The following is a 17,547-nucleotide window of genomic DNA, read 5'->3' as shown; positions in this document are numbered from 1 at the left end:
ATGGGGAGTTTTAATGTTACTATCTGCCATTGTTATTATAACATATTGGGTTATAGGTGTGGTAGGCTATAGCCAAGGTATGCAAAGAATTTTCCAACCTAACACAGTAAAAGATAAAAAGATTTATTCGTATTTTACCCTTGGGAAATTTATTATTGAATTTAATTATTTGCATGCCATAAAACCATTGGTAGAACCCCTGGCATCTATTATAAAGACGGAGCTTTGTCGTGCTTAATTTCGTGGGGATACATCAGCTCGCAATGACGAATGATTAGAATTGTTGTTTAAGCATTTAGACACTTGATTAATCATTTTTAAATATTGATTATAAAATAAATCACTATTGATGTTAGTCGTTTGCCAATTCTCACTTTCAACCTCCACTACTTCTACTTTAAAATTTTTATAAAGAGCAACATCTTGCTCTTTACTTAGTAATAAACATTTACTATTGGACATGCTTAATAAATGCTCAAGATTACTGATATATCTCAGGCTTTTCTGATCAGAGCTATATAATCTTGCAACATTTTTTTGGCTATTATTAAAAAAATATTCTAGACTGTCACTAAGTAAGATAACGTCTGTTAAAGACGTTAATCTTTGATGTTTGATTTTCGTAAGCTCCTCTATTTGTTTTTTGGCTTCTTCAAGATTTTGGTAAATAGCTGAACTAATCTCAGGAAATCGTTGAGATAACACCTGAAATAATTGTTCTAATAATAGTTTTACATTGTCTAAATCAAGCCAAATATGCCAATTATCATAAGAATTATTGCTAATAACTCTTAGCCCATTAAAATTACTAATTTTAATGACATTTTTACTATGACCATTCATTAATTTGCCAGCAAAGCCATCAAATTGCTCATCTATATAAAATACAATATCTGCATTTTTAACTTTTTTAAGATCACTAGGTCTTAAATTATAATGATGCGGGCAATCATTGTTATTGGCAATAGCAACAATTTCTGCTTGGTCTTTCACTAACATCGCTATAATGCTTGCTAGTGGGGTGATACTAGTAACAATTTTTATACTCTTCTGCTTTAAAGAATCATTTGAGTATACAACACTGGCAAAAGCTCCATAATTAAATAATATGATAATTATAGCAATAAAAATGCTAGCACTAATATTAATTTTCATTTTTTTTAATTTTTTTATGATGAATAAATAATCTGTTCACTAACAGACGTTAGTTTACTACTACAAACGTTGAGTTTTATCTGTAAAATGATCATGTGTAAATAACAACAACATATTATTATCAATATGATCCTTAACCTGGATATTGCATGAAGGTGGTATTTATAAAAATAAAATGGCAATATCGCTTATAAGTGGTAATGGATATGTTAATTTTCACTTAAATTATGTCTAGATATGCAATTCTTCCTGATTTAAGATAGAATCCCCCCTTACCCCCATTTTTTATTGTACCGGGGACAGTACCATATTAGCTTATTCTATAGCTAATTTTTTCATAACACTATCCCATATATGTTGGTAAGGATAAGATGAAGACAACAAGAATTTAATGCTCCTAGTATTTCTAATAATTACTGCTCCAATTTTGAACAATTTTAAACGCACCGTTCCTACCAAGGCTTTAGCTAATTCAGTACCTTGTAAAAACTTATCACGTATATATTCTACTAATGTATAGGCAAGGCTTGACAAAATTAGTCTGAGTTGATTAGCCCACCATTTATGGCATGAAGTGCGATCGGCAAATAGCTCTAACTGTTGCTCTTTTATACGATTTTCCATATCTCCACGTGCACAGTAATTTTTATCATATAAATCTTCTGGCTTACCTGCTAAATTAGTTACTATATATCGTATACCTGCAGCAAAACTGCATAACTTTATCTAATGTTTTTGCTAGTATGAATTTTTTATACATTTGGATTCCATACTATGCAAATACCATCAATTACTATTGAGCAAGTAGCTCAGCAATTTAAAGCCTGGCGTCAAACTAAAACTAATAAGTTTGATCCTATACCAAACCATCTAAAGGAATTAGTTTACCAATTACTCCATCATTATTCTTACCAAGAGATAGCTAAACATCTTAATATTAATAAAGCAACAATCAGTTCAATTAAAAAAGCCCATGAGCCTACCCTCAAAACTTCTCCTGTCTCAACTTCAAATCAAGCTCTACAACAAAATATTAATTTTCTCCCATTTCAACTATTATATTCTATAGATACCGATCCTGTAGCTGCCCCCAAACAAAATCACTATACTTGTCACATTATTAAACCAAATGGTACCAAACTTATTATCCAAACACTAGAACCAAAAACCATAATTCAGACATTTTTATGTTGCAACTAACCCCGGCGTCAGTTATTTTTGTTACCACTATTGCCATCGATTTTCGCAAGGGTATCGATGGCTTAATCGCTGTTTGTAGACAAAAACTTTCTTCTGACCCTCTTAATGGTTCCTTGTTTTTATTCTATAATAAAAACAGAACTGCCATTAAAATTTTGTCCTTTGACGGTCAAGGCTTTTGGCTATGCTCTAAACGCCTATCCAAAGGTAAATTTACCGCAAAACTTTTCCCATCTGATAATTCATCTTATCAAATTTGTTATAGAACCTTACACATTCTTATTCATAATGGTGATCCTAGTTCTGCCAAATTCTCTAATGATTGGCTTCCTGTCGTTTAAGCTGCTGTCTCGATTAATTCCGTATTATTCATATATCTTGCATAGGCAAAAGGCGTATAATTCGCAGGACTCTTCTTTGCTTTGCTACTCTGCTCTTGTAGCCAATTTAAATATTTAAAGGCATTGATCTCGTTCTCACTACAAGTCTTTACTATACTATACAGACCACTATGTATCTCAGCACTATTGATTGTTTTAAAGAATAATGAATTCTTCCTTTGTAAAATAATGGTACGCAGTGATCTCTCAGCCCAATTATTATCAAGATTGCTAACTGGCATTTTGGGTCAAACCTTCTTTATTATTTATCCAATATTTCATAGTATAATGGTTCCAATATTTTGGACAGAAAAATAAGAAAAATGAGATAGAATTCTTTAGCAAACAAGGAGAGCTAGAGATGAAAAAACAAGTAAGGCAATATAGTGCTGAGGAGAAAGCCAAAATTGTCATAGAAGCAATTAAGGGAGAGCTAACAATAGCCCAGATAACCAGTAAGTAAGGTGGTCCCCTTTGTCTAGACAAAGGGGACCACCTTACAACCCTTGTAATACTATATAATATCAGTGTTAAAAGAAGATTACATAGAGGGTTTTGCCATGACAAATTGTACAGGATTAATTTACCAATCGAAAGTAAAAAATCGTCAAATAGAAATAAATTTCACAGGAGGTAATATTAGTAGCGATGGAGGTGTATTATTGCTAAGAGAAGCAGATAAAAGACTTGGTCTAACTAATGAACTGGCTAAGATTTTTCCTGATAAGCGAGATTCTGATAAAATTACTCATACTATTTTAACAATGCTCAAACAGCGTATTTATGGTATTACGTCAATTCGGGATAAGGATATTGTGAACATGTAGATTAAAATCAAATTTTGTTGAAGGTTTATTTTTCTTTAATGAGTAAGCAACAAGAGTAGATAATATATGGACAAAGGCATTTATTGGTGATCTATGTCTAGTATGTTCAAGGTTCATTTTATTTTTTAGATAATCAAAAACTGTTTCAATTAAGTTACGCTTTCGAAGTAAGATTTTTTCTTTCAAATCCATTAATTTATTTTCCATATTCTTCTTAATTCCATGAATCATTTTTAAGCCTCTTTCATATAAATTTAAGAACAAATTTTGCTTAATATAACCTTTATCAGCTGCTATAATTCCAGTTAATCTTTTTGTTAACTCCGGTACTGGAACCCTATCATCTACATTGCCTTTGGTCACTTTTAATGCCATAAACTCCCCTTTATTATTGATTATTACATGTAATTTAAAACCATAAAAATACCCCATAGAGGATTTACTATGTTTGGCTAATCCTTTAAAAACTTTATTGCTATAACGCCTTTTATTGTGACAAGCTTTAATCGTTGTAGAGTCAATAAAATAAATACCTGTTTCCTCACCAAACAACAAATGAATCAACATATTTAGCGGTATGAATAATCGTGCCATTAATTCAACAAATCTATTATAACTCAAGGCTTTGGGAAAATCATCCTTATGCATGCACTCTATATAACTTTTATAGAAAAATTTAAAATTCTTAGCATAGGATGTATGAAACATAATTATTATTGTTAACATTTCACTTAGACTCATGCTACAACAGCGATTTCTTTGCTTATTTGATGGTAATAACTTTCTCTGTTCATACTCCAAATAAATTTTACAAAAATCATCTATAAAACTATATAATTCTGTGATATCTTTTTTCATGCCTGTAGTTTGTTTTTTTGTTTAAAAATATAAATACTGCAGGCACTCCTTTTTGACAATCCTTTTATCTATTACTATTTCATCTATATCTTATCCCGAACTGACGTGTAACCCAAATTTTATAATAGCCCCTTGTAATACTTGATGACAATGATATTGGTTATTTTTATGCCCTCTAATTAGGCAACGTTTACAACTCACTTTATCAGAGCTGTAATATTGTAAGGTGGTCCCCTTTGTCTAGACAAAAATTTAGATAAATAGAGATATAATTCACAAAAATTAAATTGTTGTTTTTATACAATATTTTTTTCAAAATATACACATTCTGGAGTTTTATAATCCAAAGCTTGATGTATCCTTTGTCTATTATAAAAGTCCATATATTCGTTAATTGCTGTCTTTGCCTCCTTTACTGTTGTTAGAATAATCCGATAAATTTTTTCCTGTTTTAATGATCGCTAAAAACGTTCAATAAAAATATTATCTAAGGCTCGTCCCTTACCATCCATACTAATCAAAATATTATGTAGCTTTAGCATACTAATAAAATTCTCCGAGGTAAATTGTACTCCTTGATCAGTATTAAATATTTTTGGCATACCATATTTTTCTATAGCGTCTTCAAGGGCTGTTACACAAAATTCACTTTCCAAACTAATGGAGATTCGCCAACTTAGAATATAACGACTATACCAGTCAATAATAGCTACTAAATATACGAACCCTTGGCTCAGTCTTATATACGTTATATCTGCACTCCAAACCTGGTTTGGCAATACTATTTCTAATCCTTTTAGTAAATAAGGATATATTTTATGCGCTTGATTCCTCTTGCTTAAATTTATTTTAGGATAAACAGCTTCAAGACCCATTATCTTGTAGTAACGTCTAACAGCTTTACGACCTACCGAAAAACCTTGGGCTTGTAAATATTTAGCCATCCGCCGCATACCATAATATGGATGCATAGTATAGGTCTCATCAATTATTGCCATAATCTTGATATCTTGTTCACTAATACCAGTAGGTTGATAGTAATAGGTTGACCTGCTAATATCCAATAACTTACACTGTTGTACAATTGTTAACTTATTATGATTAGGCTCTATCATATTACACCTAACCTTTAATTCCAAACAATGCAGATTTTTTTTTGAGCCAGTCACACTCAACGCTTAACTGACCAATTTGCTCATATAGATTCTTGATTAACCCCTGCTGATTTGGATCAGCACTCTGTGTTTTATTCTTAAAACCTTGTACTAACAACTCAAGACCTTGTTTTTTCCAGTTACTGATCTGTGTTGCATGAACACCATACTTACTGGTTATCTGGGCTATTGTTAGCTCTCCCTTAATTGCTTCTATGACAATTTTGGCTTTCTCCTCAGCACTATATTGCCTTACTTGTTTTTTCATCTCTAGCTCTCCTTGTTTGCTAAAGAATTCTATCTCATTTTTCTTATTTTTCTGTCCAAAATATTGGAACCATTATATCATCACAAGAAAATAAAATTATTTTACGCTTTATAAGTTGGTTAAGTTGTCTATAATCCGATTTAATTAAATTAATTTGATAAGATCTAGATGAGTAAACCTAAGTCCGTTTTTTTATCAGCAATTTTAGGAAATATACTAGAATATTACGATTTCACAGTATACTCCATATTTTCACTAATGATTGGTCGTACGTTTTTTTCTGAAAGTTCAGAATTTATACAAATAATGTTAAGTCTCTGTGTATTCGTGGTGGGGTTTGTTACTAGACCAATAGGCGGTATATTTTTTGGTTATATTGCAGATAAATATGGTAGGCGGATATCCTTGATTATTTCTATGCTTGGTATGACTATACCAACATTCACTATAGGGTTAATCCCTTCTTATTCTAGTATAGGAATTTGTGCACCTATAATATTGATTATAATGCGTCTCTTACAAGGTTTGTGTATTAGTGGCGAAGGTGCTGGGGCAGCTATTTTTATTCTAGAGCATCATCAAAATTTACGCCCGGGTTTTACGGCGGGTTTAGTGAATGGTTCAAATATTGCTGGTACATTAATTGCTGCTTTTGTCGGAATTATTATTGAGCAATATTTTTATCATCTTGATTTTGCCTGGCGTTTCGCATTTTTATTAGGTGGAGTTCTGGGGTTGGTTGGCTTTTATTTACGCCTTCGTATATCAGAGACTCCCATTTTTAAAATGTTAGCTGAACAGAAAAAAACTTTAAAAGCTCCTTTTATCAACGTAGTCAGGACAGCTTGGAAAGCAATGTTTTTAACATTTTGTATTGGAGCAGTTGCGAGTAGTATCATATATTTAATAAAAACTTATATCAATGTGTATTACCGCAATGTTATGCATTTTGATAATACAACTGCTCTTATTTATTTATCATATGCCAACTTTATATCAATGATATCTATGCCATTATTTGGTGGATTAACTGATATTATAGGAAAATTTAAGGTGCTAGTTTTAGTAAGTATAGCGGTCTTAATACTAATTTTACCTACTATATTATCTATGTCATTACCGTCCATATGGCAACAAATTTGTGCTCTGACTATCTTGGGCATTCTTGGTGGAGCAATAGCTGGAACAGCCTATAGCATCATTATAGTATTATTTTCTCCTGAACAAAAATTTTCTGGGGTAGCTTTTAGTTACAATTTGGGTATTGCCATGTTTGGTGCCACTTCTACTGTTATTTCGCGTTGGCTTGTTGAAGAAACAGGCTTGTTTTATGCTCCTGCCTTTTATATTATAACTATTTATAGTATATTTTTAATTATCATTTGTTTTATGAGGAATGAAATAAGACGATTAATTAAGGCTAATAGCTACAAGAGAGAAATAAATTGAGAACTATTCTATAGCTAAACGTGATTGCTTAGTCGTGCTTTGCGCACTCCTCACAATGGCTTTTAGGAGTTTATTCAGGTTAATTATATTCAACTAACTATAAGGATTATATATGCCAGAGATATTAGATTACGAAGAATTAAAAACTCGTCTAGATAAAAGCATAGCATTAATGGAAAAAAAAATTGCTATTATAGATGATTTAAGAAGCAACAAGGAAAAAACACCTACTACAGAACAAATGGAAATACTATCCAGTGGAGAACGATTACATACAGAGGGAACTGCTCTGGCACTTCAAGCAAAATCCAATGCTTGAGCAAAACAGGGCATAGATTATCAACTGGTGGTAATTAAGGATCAAGCAAGTATGAACAAAGTTGTAAACATAGTGAAACAAAAAACTAACTCTAAGCAGCCTTTCCACTACGATCTTATTTTACAACTGAAGGGAAATCATTGCACACCTCTTCAGATAGATTCTGATGGTGATACTACAAAGTTATTCTGCATTGATTCTGTTCCTATGAAAGAACATTTATATAATCTGTGGGATATGTTAAATATTGCCGACTCAGTTAATACTGAGGTTAATATATATCCAGATGGCGGTATACAAACATCCTATAGTACCCTACAATTTTGAGAAGATGAAGAAGAATGGTTGATTTAGAGTGGTGTGAAGTAGTATAAGGTAGGTATTTTTATAACAAAATGCATAATATAATACTTCAAGAATTGATTTTATATATAGACGGAAATAAATCAAGATTAAAATGTTTGGTTGGTATGGTAATTAGTTTGCTGACGGGCAGCTCAATTTATCAAAAAGGTTTAGCACTTGGTATTTTAGGTGATGCTAAAGCGACGTCAAAAACTCATAGAATTTATCGTTTTTTAAAAGATTTTAATTTTGATTATATGAAGGTTGGCTATTTGCTATTAAGCTTTTTTGCTTCAAAAAATTATGTCGTAGCAATGGATAGGACAAGTTGGAAATTTGGTAAATCCGATATTAATATTTTATTTTTAGTAATGGTAATTGGTAAAATATCGGTGCCAATATTCTGGAAGACTTTGTCGCATGGTGGCGGGTGTTCTGCAGAATTTATGAAGGAATTTTTACAGAAATTTATTAATAATTTTGGCGTTGAAAGAATAAAATATTTGCTTGCTGATAGAGAATTTATGAATAAAGAATGGTTAGACTTTCTGATAAATAACCATCTAAAGTTTGTTATTCCATTAAAAATGGATCATAAAATTCGTCTTACAAAAGGTTTAAGAACTTTAACCATTGAAAGAATATTTAGTGATGTTAAAGCCTTAGAGTATAGGGCTTGTAGTGGTATATTATGGAATAGAAAGGTTAATTTTACCGCATATAGAAATGATAAGAGCGAGCTGATGGTTCTGGTGTCTTCAATTGAAATAGAGCAAGATATTTTTGCTTTATATAAATTTCGTTGGAGTGTTGAACGACTATTTTTGCACCTAAAAAGCGGTGGTTTTGATATTGAAAAAAGTCACATTGTAAAATTGGATAGATTTGAAAAATTATTAGTGATAACTGCTATTGCTTCAGCTTTAATAGTCAAAAATGGAATAATACAAAATGCCTTAAATCCCATCCGAATAAAACGGTACAAAACCATTGAAAGACAATTGTTTTCATTATTTACCTATGGCTTTGATCATATCAAAAATGCTTTTTATCAATCTACAACAGCCATAACGCAGCTAATATCCACATTATTAATACCTCCCAAACAAAAACTTTTTTCTATCCTAATACCATCTTTACAAAAATTGTAGGGTACTATGGCTCCATCGCTCCTAGCCCCAAATTCTCCTGAATTGACTATAGTATTAGCCGGATTATTATGCGGAGCAAATAATTTAGCTACTATTCATAGATGGGCTAAAACATTGAGCAAGAAGGCATTAATTGATCTTGATTTCTACCAAGGTAAGATTTTGTCTTATACCAATTGCAATAATTAACACGGTGTGTTTATCCAGTCTCTATACATAATTGATTTTACTAAATCTACATTATGAGCAAATTGATTCCAAGCGTAACAAGCCATAGTGACGATATCTTCATATACACCATAACATTGGTTAGACAAGAAATGATTTTTGATCCATTCCCAAACTTGTTCCATTGCATTAAGTTCCGGTGCATAGGGCGGAAGCGGTATCAAAGTGATATTGCTTGGCACAGTTAGTTTTTTGGCTGTGTGCCAACCTGCATTATCCGTTAGTAAAGCTATATGTCGGTTGCCTTGAATACTGCGAGAAAGCTCTTCTAAGAATTTATTCATTGCCTGTGTGTTTGCATATGGTAAAATTAATGCAAAAGCTTCTCCTGTATCATGGCAAGCAGCTCCATAAATATATGTTGAAATGAATTGCTGTTGCCGAACTTTACGGGGTCTAGTGCCACGCTTAGCCCATATACGAGTTAAGCTACCTTGTTGCCCAACTCGAGTTTCATCCTGAGACCATATATCAACTTTACATCTATCGATATTTTTTGGTAATAATTTTGTTAACATGTCTGGGAAGTTTTTTTATATGTATTTTGAGTCTCTTGATTTGACTTTGGATGCATTGAACGAGAAGTAATCCAGCTAAAACCAAGGCGGTGCATAGTATTGTAGACTGTTTTTAAAGCGCATTTAGCACCATATTCCTCAAGTAACATGATATGTAGCTCCTTTCCAGTTATATACCCACCAGTTTTACTTTCACTGAGCGTATTGATTTTATCAAAAAGAGCAGACTCTTGTATAGTGTTAATCTTCCTAGGGGCGCCGCTTCTTTGTGATTCAAATAATCCTTCAAAACCATGATTCCTAAATCTTCTGAGCCATGATTGCACAGTTTTCCAGTGTGACTTCACTATTTCAGATATGGCTTTTAAAGATTTGCCTAATTGAAGGTGATACATCGCCAATAAACGTATACGATTTCGACCATGCGGCTCATGTTTCATCATTTTTATAAAATCATGACCATGAAAACCTTGTGGTAATATTAACCTAGCCATTTGAGTACCTTTATCAGTTAAAAACCCATTTTACACCACTGCGTTAATTATTGCAATTGGTATTATAGCAATTTGACTGTTATATTGCGGCAAGTTGATGGCGGGGATATTGTTAAAGTAATGCGTGGTTTAGCTGAAAATTTAGAACGTCAAATATTGCATATTGATGGTAAATTTCTAAGAGGAAGTGATTGTTTTGGTAACAAAATACAAACTCTTACAGAAACAAGAGAAATGTTTAATCGATACAAATTCCTGCTTTGGAAAAATTTACAACTTAAAGTTGTGACTTTTAAATTGCCCTGGGAATTAATGATTTTGTCATATTTTCTCCCCTTGTAATAGGGGTAAAAATAGATTTTTTTGTAGGTCAAATTTTAGGATTTTTGCCTGAAGAGTAACATATGAGTTACATATGAAATTTTTAATAAAAGTAAAAAACCCTGGGAGGGTGATAAGTAACTGGTGGAGACGAAGGGAATCGAACCCCCGACCCTCTGCGTGCAAAGCAGATGCTCTACCCCTGAGCTACATCCCCAAACCACAACCTTTAACGAACAGGTAGTTTATATATCTTTTTACACGTAAGGTCAACAACCTTATTACAAAATTTTATCTCAAGTTAAATTTTTGCTCTACCCCAAGGTAATGCTTTACCATCAGAACCAACTACTAAATCTCCCGAGACATCGTATTCTGCTGCCAAAAAGGAAGATTTGCCGGATATAAATTTTACTGGTTTAATTTTTTGTCCATTATAAAAATACTCTTTAGCCTGCTCTCTAGAGGTTGGGTTATTTTTAGACGCTGTTTTAGCTTTTGACATATTATGCAATTACCTCAAATATTTTTCTATATATAATCTAATGACAAAATATCTCACCTTTAATATTTGTCAAGGAAAAGAAGGGTTTAAAATGGCATTTTTAACCCAGGTGGTAAACTAATATTACCAAAAGCATTATGCATAGAATTTTGTGAATCCTCATCAACTTTGCTTTTTGCATCACTGAAAGCTGCAACAATTAAATCTTCCAGCAGCTCTTTCTCGGTCTCTTTAAGCAAAGAGGCATCAATAGAGACCTTACGAACCTCTCCTCGACCACTAACGGTAATATTTACTAACCCGCCACCTGCATTTCCAGAATATTCAGTACTTGCCATTTGCTCTTGCATCTCCTGCATTTTTTTCTGCATTGACTGAGCTTGTTTTAAAAACTGATTAAAATTTACCATACTTATATCTCTTTAATTCTTTAACAGGATATCTGAAATCGTGATATTTGGAAAGTGTTTTGTTAAAATTTCCCAATCTTTACTTGATTTTACTTTATTCGTCAATTGCTCTTTAAGAGTAATTATTGTTAGTTGTTTTGTAATGATAACATTCCAGTTTTTACCTGACCAAGCAAATAACAAGCTAGCAATTTGCTCTCTTATTTTATTATTCAGATCATTTCCAGCAATTTCCATAGTCTGAAGTGCAAAGGATTTTAACTCCACTTGGTTTAACAATCTGTAATAAATTTCCATCTCATTCTGCAAATGTAAAAACTCCAGAAAATCGGTAATTTGATAATTTTGAGTTGATTGTTGTAATACAGGCTGTTCTAGTTGTGCCCTATCATTATGTATATCCACTAATTCCTCTAGTGATGGCAACATTTGTGAGTAGATGGATTTTATCACCAACATTTCAGCTTCTATTAACTGATTATGGGAAGTTTTCATTTCTATAATCCCTTTACTATATATTTGCCAGATAATAGACAATTGAGAAAGGGTAACTTTTGCTAAAATAGCTGTAACCTGATCATTAAAAGGTAAATATATAGGATTTTGATAATCAGGTAATATCTTTGCCTTATTAAGATAGGCACTAAAATCAGCAACTAAGCCTACAAAAATTTCTAAATTTGCTGAAGAGATATAAAGTTGGTTTACTAAATCAATCGACTTAGCCGCATCTTTTTGAATAATATACTCAAAGAATTTGATGATACTAGCTGTATCAACTAAACCAAGTATTTGATAAACGATTTCAGGGGTAATAACCTCCCCTTCCCCCAAACTTGTTGCTTGATCTAGTACTGAGACTGCATCTCTAGCCGACCCATCAGATCTAGATGCAATTATTTTAAGAGCCTCTATTTCAATTTTTAACTGTTCTTTTTTGGCAATTTCTTGAATTAATTGGAAAATATCATCAAATGTTAATCTTCTTAAATCATAGCGTTGACATCTAGAAATTACAGTTAATGGAATTTTTTGTGGTTCGGTAGTAGCAAATATGAATATGACATGGGCTGGTGGTTCTTCAAGAATTTTAAGTAACGCATTAAATGCCCCTTTAGACAGCATATGAACTTCATCAATTATAAAGATACTATACCTACCAATTAGCGGCTTGTAATCACTGCTTTCTATTATTTTACGAATATCATCAACACTTGTCTTACTGGCAGCATCCATTTCAATTATATCAGGATGATTATTTTTGTTAAAACTATTACAATTCTGACAATTCTCACAAGGCTTAATATACTCACCTTTAACTATTGGATTGGTACAATTAATAGTTTTAGCAACAATACGTGCTGCCGTAGTTTTACCAACTCCTCTAATACCAGTAAGAAGATAACCTTGAGATATACGATCTTTTTGAATAGTATAATTTAGAATCTTTGTTAAAACTTCTTGCCCGTATAGCTCAGAGAAATTAGTAGGGCGATATTTTCTAGCGAAAGTAATATACTGATCTGTTGTTTTGGCCACGGTACCCCAAGTTTGTTTGTTACTAATTTTCTTGTCCTATTGAGTTTTATAGTCAATTGATGAGAAATTGGAGACGTTGTTGCTCAATGCTCGCCTATTACTTATAGGCGTCACTCCATCGTTCCTGCTATCTACTTCTCCTGAATTGACTATAGCATTAGTGCTGTTGCTAAAACGAGCTAGTTTCTGAGGGTAGAGAGCTTAGCGGGCTGTAGATTTAGGGGTAACTTCTAACGAAGTTCTCCACAATTCCACAGCCACAGCCACAGCAATCTAAATTTTAAAAATATTTGGAACGCCCAATTATTGCATTTTCAGCAATTCATTAATTTTATTAATAGACATACCTGACATCTTAGCAATTGACCCCACAGAATTGCCATTCTTTAACAACAGCTTTACCAATTCAGCTTTACCTATATGGATACCTCTAGCTTCACCTTCTTCGATATATTTTTGTGCAATAGTTCTCATAATAACACCTTGTTCTTCTTCTGATAAATATTTGGCTAGTACTTCCTCCAATTCTGATTGCTTTGCCTCAGGAAGCTTAGCATCAGTATACCATAAAAACGATCTTAAGTAAATATAACCATTCTCTTTATCCACTAATATTTCTAACTTAAACCTTTGTAGAAATTCTTCCCAAAGCTTTATCATATCTCGTTTATGGATATGCTCGAGTAGGAGGTTTTCTTTACAGAAAACCTCCCCTCTAAGAACCGGACTGGCAACTTTCACTGCATCCGGCTCAAGCCTTTGTAAGCCTTTATGTAGAGCCGACTGAACCTGAATTTATAAGTAAACATGGTGGTTAGGAAAATGCATTAGAGTGTATCTTTTGTTTGCTGGACTTTAAGTTTATCCTGCGTTTAAAGTATTCCTCCCAGTTTACATCAAAAGGGTTAGCCTGGATATTGCATGAAGGTGGTATTTATAAAAATAAAATGGCAATATCGCTTATAAGTGGTAATGGATATGTTAATTTTCACTTAAATTATGTCTAGATATGCAATTCTTCCTGATTTAAGATAGAATCCCCCCTTACCCCCATTTTTTATTGTACCGGGGACAGTACCATATTAGCTTATTCTATAGCTAATTTTTTCATAACACTATCCCATATATGTTGGTAAGGATAAGATGAAGACAACAAGAATTTAATGCTCCTAGTATTTCTAATAATTACTGCTCCAATTTTGAACAATTTTAAACGCACCGTTCCTACCAAGGCTTTAGCTAATTCAGTACCTTGTAAAAACTTATCACGTATATATTCTACTAATGTACGTCAATTCGGGATAAGGATATTGTGAACATGTAGATTAAAATCAAATTTTGTTGAAGGTTTATTTTTCTTTAATGAGTAAGCAACAAGAGTAGATAATATATGGACAAAGGCATTTATTGGTGATCTATGTCTAGTATGTTCAAGGTTCATTTTATTTTTTAGATAATCAAAAACTGTTTCAATTAAGTTACGCTTTCGAAGTAAGATTTTTTCTTTCAAATCCATTAATTTATTTTCCATATTCTTCTTAATTCCATGAATCATTTTTAAGCCTCTTTCATATAAATTTAAGAACAAATTTTGCTTAATATAACCTTTATCAGCTGCTATAATTCCAGTTAATCTTTTTGTTAACTCCGGTACTGGAACCCTATCATCTACATTGCCTTTGGTCACTTTTAATGCCATAAACTCCCCTTTATTATTGATTATTACATGTAATTTAAAACCATAAAAATACCCCATAGAGGATTTACTATGTTTGGCTAATCCTTTAAAAACTTTATTGCTATAACGCCTTTTATTGTGACAAGCTTTAATCGTTGTAGAGTCAATAAAATAAATACCTGTTTCCTCACCAAACAACAAATGAATCAACATATTTAGCGGTATGAATAATCGTGCCATTAATTCAACAAATCTATTATAACTCAAGGCTTTGGGAAAATCATCCTTATGCATGCACTCTATATAACTTTTATAGAAAAATTTAAAATTCTTAGCATAGGATGTATGAAACATAATTATTATTGTTAACATTTCACTTAGACTCATGCTACAACAGCGATTTCTTTGCTTATTTGATGGTAATAACTTTCTCTGTTCATACTCCAAATAAATTTTACAAAAATCATCTATAAAACTATATAATTCTGTGATATCTTTTTTCATGCCTGTAGTTTGTTTTTTTGTTTAAAAATATAAATACTGCAGGCACTCCTTTTTGACAATCCTTTTATCTATTACTATTTCATCTATATCTTATCCCGAACTGACGTAATGTATAGGCAAGGCTTGACAAAATTAGTCTGAGTTGATTAGCCCACCATTTATGGCATGAAGTGCGATCGGCAAATAGCTCTAACTGTTGCTCTTTTATACGATTTTCCATATCTCCACGTGCACAGTAATTTTTATCATATAAATCTTCTGGCTTACCTGCTAAATTAGTTACTATATATCTTGGATTCTCACCAAGGCTAGTTACTTCTGATTTACCAACTATCTTACGATGACGACTCCAGCTATCAGCTTTATATTTAAATTCACTAAAAAAGCGTTGCTTCTCTTTGCTAATTGTGAAGGCTTCGTTAGATTGTTGCATCAATGGCTCAAGCAGCTTGTTGAGTCTAGTATTTTGGGCTATTCCGACTATATATTTTACATTATTTTCATCACACCAATCCAGCATCTGATGACGACAAAATCCACCATCACCACGAAAAATAATCTCTACTTCAGGCCACGATTGACGAAAACGCTTGACTAATAGAGATAATATTGCCCAGCTATGCTTTGCTTGTTCTAGCTTTGAGCTGCGAAGATTGCTTACTAACAGCTTTTTTCCACAAAAAACATATAAAGGTAGAAAGCAATTATGACGATAATATCCATGATAAAACTTCCCCTCTTGATTGCCATAAATTTCATCATCAGTGGCATCAAAATCAAGTATTAATTGTTTCGGCACGGTTTTATGAGATTCGACAAACTTGTCAATCATCACCTTATGAGCTTTAAGAGCAAATCCACGATCTGCTTTATTTTCTAAACGGCATAAAGTAGAGCTACTAGCCATATCGTCCAGTGTGTCTATACTTGTTTGCAAAGCTGGACATTTTCTTAAATTATCGTGATCATTTAAATCTTCATAACCAAGAGCAATACACGTCAGTTCGGGATAAGATATAGATGAAATAGTAATAGATAAAAGGATTGTCAAAAAGGAGTGCCTGCAGTATTTATATTTTTAAACAAAAAAACAAACTACAGGCATGAAAAAAGATATCACAGAATTATACCAATTGCAATAATTAACGCAGTGGTGTAAAATGGGTTTTTAACTGATAAAGGTACTCAAATGGCTAGGTTAATATTACCACAAGGTTTTCATGGTCATGATTTTATAAAAATGATGAAACATGAGCCGCATGGTCGAAATCGTATACGTTTATTGGCGATGTATCACCTTCAATTAGGCAAATCTTTAAAAGCCATATCTGAAATAGTGAAGTCACACTGGAAAACTGTGCAATCATGGCTCAGAAGATTTAGGAATCATGGTTTTGAAGGATTATTTGAATCACAAAGAAGCGGCGCCCCTAGGAAGATTAACACTATACAAGAGTCTGCTCTTTTTGATAAAATCAATACGCTCAGTGAAAGTAAAACTGGTGGGTATATAACTGGAAAGGAGCTACATATCATGTTACTTGAGGAATATGGTGCTAAATGCGCTTTAAAAACAGTCTACAATACTATGCACCGCCTTGGTTTTAGCTGGATTACTTCTCGTTCAATGCATCCAAAGTCAAATCAAGAGACTCAAAATACATATAAAAAAACTTCCCAGACATGTTAACAAAATTATTACCAAAAAATATCGATAGATGTAAAGTTGATATATGGTCTCAGGATGAAACTCGAGTTGGGCAACAAGGTAGCTTAACTCGTATATGGGCTAAGCGTGGCACTAGACCCCGTAAAGTTCGGCAACAGCAATTCATTTCAACATATATTTATGGAGCTGCTTGCCATGATACAGGAGAAGCTTTTGCATTAATTTTACCATATGCAAACACACAGGCAATGAATAAATTCTTAGAAGAGCTTTCTCGCAGTATTCAAGGCAACCGACATATAGCTTTACTAACGGATAATGCAGGTTGGCACACAGCCAAAAAACTAACTGTGCCAAGCAATATCACTTTGATACCGCTTCCGCCCTATGCACCGGAACTTAATGCAATGGAACAAGTTTGGGAATGGATCAAAAATCATTTCTTGTCTAACCAATGTTATGGTGTATATGAAGATATCGTCACTATGGCTTGTTACGCTTGGAATCAATTTGCTCATAATGTAGATTTAGTAAAATCAATTATGTATAGAGACTGGATAAACACACCGTGTTAA

The 17,547-nt window shown here is 32.8% G+C and carries 25 protein-coding genes, 1 tRNA gene and 2 pseudogenes; 11 read left to right on the top strand and 17 right to left on the bottom strand.

What is annotated here, in order from left to right:
- The first annotated feature begins 13 nt into the window (after positions 1-13).
- Positions 14-238, top strand: a complete 225-nt coding sequence (locus tag NBW66_RS06275) for a hypothetical protein (protein WP_250312050.1) — start codon at positions 14-16, stop codon at positions 236-238.
- Here NBW66_RS06275 and NBW66_RS06270 read toward each other — a convergent pair.
- Together NBW66_RS06270 and NBW66_RS06265 are read right to left on the bottom strand one after the other, a co-directional pair.
- Positions 235-1,155 (bottom strand): metal ABC transporter substrate-binding protein, encoded by a 921-nt coding sequence (locus tag NBW66_RS06270; RefSeq protein ID WP_250312049.1) that lies wholly within the window; start codon positions 1,153-1,155, stop codon positions 235-237. The two genes, NBW66_RS06275 and NBW66_RS06270, sit on opposite strands and share 4 nt — an antisense overlap.
- Before the next feature lie 315 nt (positions 1,156-1,470).
- On the bottom strand, positions 1,471-1,845 hold the full coding sequence (locus NBW66_RS06265; RefSeq protein ID WP_250312275.1) for a transposase: 375 nt from the start codon (positions 1,843-1,845) through the stop codon (positions 1,471-1,473).
- An 84-nt stretch (positions 1,846-1,929) separates the two neighbouring features.
- Between NBW66_RS06265 and NBW66_RS06260 the strand changes: the two genes are divergently transcribed.
- Positions 1,930-2,355: a hypothetical protein gene (locus NBW66_RS06260; RefSeq protein WP_250310639.1), complete on the top strand. Its 426-nt coding sequence runs from the start codon at positions 1,930-1,932 to the stop codon at positions 2,353-2,355.
- The gene (gene tnpB, locus NBW66_RS06255) at positions 2,343-2,696 is read left to right on the top strand and encodes an IS66 family insertion sequence element accessory protein TnpB (protein WP_250310953.1); all 354 of its coding nucleotides are present in this window, start codon (positions 2,343-2,345) and stop codon (positions 2,694-2,696) included. The genes NBW66_RS06260 and tnpB overlap by 13 nt, the downstream gene beginning before the upstream one ends.
- On the opposite strand, the gene NBW66_RS06250 is transcribed toward tnpB, so the two are convergent.
- Positions 2,693-2,977 carry an IS66 family transposase gene (locus tag NBW66_RS06250; RefSeq protein ID WP_250311030.1) on the bottom strand — a complete coding sequence of 95 codons (285 nt, stop codon included), beginning with the start codon at positions 2,975-2,977 and terminating at the stop codon, positions 2,693-2,695. The two genes, tnpB and NBW66_RS06250, sit on opposite strands and share 4 nt — an antisense overlap.
- Positions 2,978-3,262: 285 nt before the next feature.
- On the opposite strand from NBW66_RS06250, the gene NBW66_RS06245 reads away from it, so the two are divergent.
- Entirely contained in the window at positions 3,263-3,562 is a 300-nt protein-coding gene (locus NBW66_RS06245; protein ID WP_250312048.1) for a transposase, read from the top strand.
- On the opposite strand, the gene NBW66_RS06240 is transcribed toward NBW66_RS06245, so the two are convergent.
- The 4 genes and pseudogenes from NBW66_RS06240 to NBW66_RS06230 all read right to left on the bottom strand — a co-directional run bounded on the left by NBW66_RS06240 (position 3,530) and on the right by NBW66_RS06230 (position 5,842).
- The gene (locus tag NBW66_RS06240; protein ID WP_250310582.1) at positions 3,530-4,420 is read right to left on the bottom strand and encodes an IS982 family transposase; all 891 of its coding nucleotides are present in this window, start codon (positions 4,418-4,420) and stop codon (positions 3,530-3,532) included. The two genes, NBW66_RS06245 and NBW66_RS06240, sit on opposite strands and share 33 nt — an antisense overlap.
- Positions 4,421-4,716: 296 nt before the next feature.
- Positions 4,717-4,866: pseudogene (locus NBW66_RS14985) on the bottom strand (IS3 family transposase); the annotation flags it as partial.
- A gap of 15 nt (positions 4,867-4,881) precedes the next feature.
- Positions 4,882-5,535, bottom strand: coding sequence for an IS3 family transposase (locus NBW66_RS06235; RefSeq protein WP_250311446.1), 654 nt, complete (start codon positions 5,533-5,535; stop codon positions 4,882-4,884).
- 7 nt (positions 5,536-5,542) lie between these two features.
- Positions 5,543-5,842, bottom strand: a complete 300-nt coding sequence (locus NBW66_RS06230; protein ID WP_094649795.1) for a transposase — start codon at positions 5,840-5,842, stop codon at positions 5,543-5,545.
- Positions 5,843-6,010: 168 nt separating this feature from the next.
- On the opposite strand from NBW66_RS06230, the gene NBW66_RS06225 reads away from it, so the two are divergent.
- The 4 genes from NBW66_RS06225 to NBW66_RS06210 all read left to right on the top strand — a co-directional run bounded on the left by NBW66_RS06225 (position 6,011) and on the right by NBW66_RS06210 (position 9,295).
- Positions 6,011-7,291: an MFS transporter gene (locus NBW66_RS06225; protein ID WP_250312047.1), complete on the top strand. Its 1,281-nt coding sequence runs from the start codon at positions 6,011-6,013 to the stop codon at positions 7,289-7,291.
- Between the two features lie 112 nt (positions 7,292-7,403).
- Entirely contained in the window at positions 7,404-7,610 is a 207-nt protein-coding gene (locus tag NBW66_RS06220) for a hypothetical protein (protein ID WP_250312046.1), read from the top strand.
- A 395-nt stretch (positions 7,611-8,005) separates the two neighbouring features.
- Positions 8,006-9,106 carry a transposase gene (locus NBW66_RS06215; RefSeq protein ID WP_250310546.1) on the top strand — a complete coding sequence of 367 codons (1,101 nt, stop codon included), beginning with the start codon at positions 8,006-8,008 and terminating at the stop codon, positions 9,104-9,106.
- A 6-nt stretch (positions 9,107-9,112) separates the two neighbouring features.
- Complete coding sequence (locus NBW66_RS06210; RefSeq protein ID WP_250312045.1) at positions 9,113-9,295, top strand: transposase family protein; 183 nt, start codon at positions 9,113-9,115, stop codon at positions 9,293-9,295.
- Here NBW66_RS06210 and NBW66_RS06205 read toward each other — a convergent pair.
- Positions 9,292-9,852 carry an IS630 family transposase gene (locus NBW66_RS06205; protein ID WP_250310543.1) on the bottom strand — a complete coding sequence of 187 codons (561 nt, stop codon included), beginning with the start codon at positions 9,850-9,852 and terminating at the stop codon, positions 9,292-9,294. The genes NBW66_RS06210 and NBW66_RS06205 overlap by 4 nt on opposite strands.
- Positions 9,846-10,346: a helix-turn-helix domain-containing protein gene (locus tag NBW66_RS06200; protein WP_250310542.1), complete on the bottom strand. Its 501-nt coding sequence runs from the start codon at positions 10,344-10,346 to the stop codon at positions 9,846-9,848. Before NBW66_RS06200 ends, NBW66_RS06205 begins: the two co-directional genes overlap by 7 nt.
- Positions 10,347-10,430: 84 nt before the next feature.
- Between NBW66_RS06200 and NBW66_RS06195 the strand changes: the two genes are divergently transcribed.
- Complete coding sequence (locus NBW66_RS06195) at positions 10,431-10,688, top strand: hypothetical protein (RefSeq protein WP_250312044.1); 258 nt, start codon at positions 10,431-10,433, stop codon at positions 10,686-10,688.
- A gap of 121 nt (positions 10,689-10,809) precedes the next feature.
- On the opposite strand, the gene NBW66_RS06190 is transcribed toward NBW66_RS06195, so the two are convergent.
- The 8 genes and pseudogenes from NBW66_RS06190 to NBW66_RS06155 form a co-directional block, all read right to left on the bottom strand.
- Positions 10,810-10,884 (bottom strand) — tRNA-Ala (locus NBW66_RS06190).
- An 84-nt stretch (positions 10,885-10,968) separates the two neighbouring features.
- Positions 10,969-11,172 (bottom strand): hypothetical protein, encoded by a 204-nt coding sequence (locus NBW66_RS06185; protein ID WP_094648942.1) that lies wholly within the window; start codon positions 11,170-11,172, stop codon positions 10,969-10,971.
- Between the two features lie 86 nt (positions 11,173-11,258).
- Positions 11,259-11,582: a YbaB/EbfC family nucleoid-associated protein gene (locus tag NBW66_RS06180; RefSeq protein WP_250312043.1), complete on the bottom strand. Its 324-nt coding sequence runs from the start codon at positions 11,580-11,582 to the stop codon at positions 11,259-11,261.
- 12 nt (positions 11,583-11,594) lie between these two features.
- Positions 11,595-13,121 carry a DNA polymerase III subunit gamma/tau gene (gene dnaX / locus NBW66_RS06175; RefSeq protein WP_250312042.1) on the bottom strand — a complete coding sequence of 509 codons (1,527 nt, stop codon included), beginning with the start codon at positions 13,119-13,121 and terminating at the stop codon, positions 11,595-11,597.
- Positions 13,122-13,424: 303 nt separating this feature from the next.
- Entirely contained in the window at positions 13,425-13,862 is a 438-nt protein-coding gene (locus NBW66_RS06170) for an RpnC/YadD family protein (protein ID WP_250312041.1), read from the bottom strand.
- A gap of 346 nt (positions 13,863-14,208) precedes the next feature.
- Positions 14,209-14,397: pseudogene (locus NBW66_RS06165) on the bottom strand (transposase); the annotation flags it as partial.
- A 15-nt stretch (positions 14,398-14,412) separates the two neighbouring features.
- The gene (locus NBW66_RS06160; protein ID WP_250310582.1) at positions 14,413-15,303 is read right to left on the bottom strand and encodes an IS982 family transposase; all 891 of its coding nucleotides are present in this window, start codon (positions 15,301-15,303) and stop codon (positions 14,413-14,415) included.
- A gap of 79 nt (positions 15,304-15,382) precedes the next feature.
- On the bottom strand, positions 15,383-16,354 hold the full coding sequence (locus tag NBW66_RS06155) for an IS1380 family transposase (protein ID WP_250312039.1): 972 nt from the start codon (positions 16,352-16,354) through the stop codon (positions 15,383-15,385).
- Between the two features lie 138 nt (positions 16,355-16,492).
- Between NBW66_RS06155 and NBW66_RS06150 the strand changes: the two genes are divergently transcribed.
- Complete coding sequence (locus NBW66_RS06150) at positions 16,493-16,993, top strand: helix-turn-helix domain-containing protein (RefSeq protein ID WP_250310542.1); 501 nt, start codon at positions 16,493-16,495, stop codon at positions 16,991-16,993.
- A complete protein-coding gene (locus tag NBW66_RS06145; RefSeq protein ID WP_250310543.1) occupies positions 16,987-17,547 on the top strand; it encodes an IS630 family transposase in 561 nt (186 codons plus the stop codon). Before NBW66_RS06150 ends, NBW66_RS06145 begins: the two co-directional genes overlap by 7 nt.

This window comes from Rickettsia endosymbiont of Oedothorax gibbosus, from assembly GCF_936269705.1.
Taxonomy (GTDB): Bacteria; Pseudomonadota; Alphaproteobacteria; order Rickettsiales; family Rickettsiaceae; genus Tisiphia.
The sequence above is the reverse complement of the archived record's forward strand: the minus strand, read 5'-3'. Positions and strand labels throughout refer to the sequence as shown.

Bases quoted from the DNA above. Each gene is read 5' to 3' on its own strand.
- NBW66_RS06275 (WP_250312050.1), top strand. From the start codon at position 14: ATGTTACTATCTGCCATTGTTATTATAACATATTGGGTTATAGGTGTG.
- NBW66_RS06270 (WP_250312049.1), bottom strand. From the start codon at position 1,155: ATGAAAATTAATATTAGTGCTAGCATTTTTATTGCTATAATTATCATA.
- NBW66_RS06260 (WP_250310639.1), top strand. From the start codon at position 1,930: ATGCAAATACCATCAATTACTATTGAGCAAGTAGCTCAGCAATTTAAA.
- tnpB (WP_250310953.1), top strand. From the start codon at position 2,343: ATGTTGCAACTAACCCCGGCGTCAGTTATTTTTGTTACCACTATTGCC.
- NBW66_RS06250 (WP_250311030.1), bottom strand. From the start codon at position 2,977: ATGCCAGTTAGCAATCTTGATAATAATTGGGCTGAGAGATCACTGCGT.
- NBW66_RS06240 (WP_250310582.1), bottom strand. From the start codon at position 4,420: ATGAAAAAAGATATCACAGAATTATATAGTTTTATAGATGATTTTTGT.
- NBW66_RS06235 (WP_250311446.1), bottom strand. From the start codon at position 5,535: ATGATAGAGCCTAATCATAATAAGTTAACAATTGTACAACAGTGTAAG.
- NBW66_RS06230 (WP_094649795.1), bottom strand. From the start codon at position 5,842: ATGAAAAAACAAGTAAGGCAATATAGTGCTGAGGAGAAAGCCAAAATT.
- NBW66_RS06225 (WP_250312047.1), top strand. From the start codon at position 6,011: ATGAGTAAACCTAAGTCCGTTTTTTTATCAGCAATTTTAGGAAATATA.
- NBW66_RS06220 (WP_250312046.1), top strand. From the start codon at position 7,404: ATGCCAGAGATATTAGATTACGAAGAATTAAAAACTCGTCTAGATAAA.
- NBW66_RS06215 (WP_250310546.1), top strand. From the start codon at position 8,006: ATGCATAATATAATACTTCAAGAATTGATTTTATATATAGACGGAAAT.
- NBW66_RS06210 (WP_250312045.1), top strand. From the start codon at position 9,113: ATGGCTCCATCGCTCCTAGCCCCAAATTCTCCTGAATTGACTATAGTA.
- NBW66_RS06205 (WP_250310543.1), bottom strand. From the start codon at position 9,852: ATGTTAACAAAATTATTACCAAAAAATATCGATAGATGTAAAGTTGAT.
- NBW66_RS06200 (WP_250310542.1), bottom strand. From the start codon at position 10,346: ATGGCTAGGTTAATATTACCACAAGGTTTTCATGGTCATGATTTTATA.
- NBW66_RS06185 (WP_094648942.1), bottom strand. From the start codon at position 11,172: ATGTCAAAAGCTAAAACAGCGTCTAAAAATAACCCAACCTCTAGAGAG.
- NBW66_RS06180 (WP_250312043.1), bottom strand. From the start codon at position 11,582: ATGGTAAATTTTAATCAGTTTTTAAAACAAGCTCAGTCAATGCAGAAA.
- NBW66_RS06160 (WP_250310582.1), bottom strand. From the start codon at position 15,303: ATGAAAAAAGATATCACAGAATTATATAGTTTTATAGATGATTTTTGT.
- NBW66_RS06150 (WP_250310542.1), top strand. From the start codon at position 16,493: ATGGCTAGGTTAATATTACCACAAGGTTTTCATGGTCATGATTTTATA.
- NBW66_RS06145 (WP_250310543.1), top strand. From the start codon at position 16,987: ATGTTAACAAAATTATTACCAAAAAATATCGATAGATGTAAAGTTGAT.